General features: G+C 72.0%; 1 pseudogene. It reads right to left on the bottom strand.

The features are described 5' to 3' along the window. Positions 1-333 (bottom strand): annotated as a pseudogene (locus ACAM49_RS40335) (two-component sensor histidine kinase); the annotation flags it as partial. Between the last annotated feature and the right edge of the window lie 338 nt (positions 334-671).

Below are 671 nucleotides of genomic sequence, written 5' to 3'. Positions count from 1 at the left end.
CGCCACGGTCACCAGCACGGTGTCGCGGCGCCCGCCACGCATCACCGCCTGGACCACCGCGAGCGCACCCAGATACGGCACCAGCTCCGAAGGCCCCCACGCCGGAATCACGAACATCGCCGCCGCCAGCCCCGACAACACCAGCGACATCACCACCGGCCACCGATCACCGAACGCGAACACCAGACACGCCACCACAGCAAGCAGCCAGTAAACGAATGGGACGCGGTACTCACCCGGGAACGTGCTCGCCGCCAGCAACACCGGGGTCAGCAGCAGCGGCAGCACACGTGCCGCCTTCCAGCGCAGGCCACGGTCACGAAGGTCGATCACGAATCCACGGTAGTGAACCGGCGAGACTCCCGGCACACACGGGTCGCGGGTAGCACAACGGTTGCCACGCCACAAGACTCCCGTGGCCGCAATCAGGCCCCCGAACCCGGCCCGACGGAGGATCCGGCGCGGCGCGCCGAGCGACAGGCTTGGAAGCGACCCGACCCGAGGAGCCCCTGTGATCTCGCGACGACGCCTGCTCGTCACCGCCGCCGCCCTACCCCTGGCCGCAGCCGCCGCCGGCTGCACCCGCCGCACCGACACCCCGCCCGCCGCACCCGGCACCCGGCCGCTGCCCATCCCGCCGCTGGCCGACTCCCGCGTCGACGCCGCCGAAG

The sequence above is a fragment of the Nocardia sp. JMUB6875 genome, from assembly GCF_041154655.1.
Lineage (GTDB): Bacteria > Actinomycetota > Actinomycetes > Mycobacteriales > Mycobacteriaceae > Nocardia.
The sequence above is the reverse complement of the archived record's forward strand: the minus strand, read 5'-3'. Positions and strand labels throughout refer to the sequence as shown.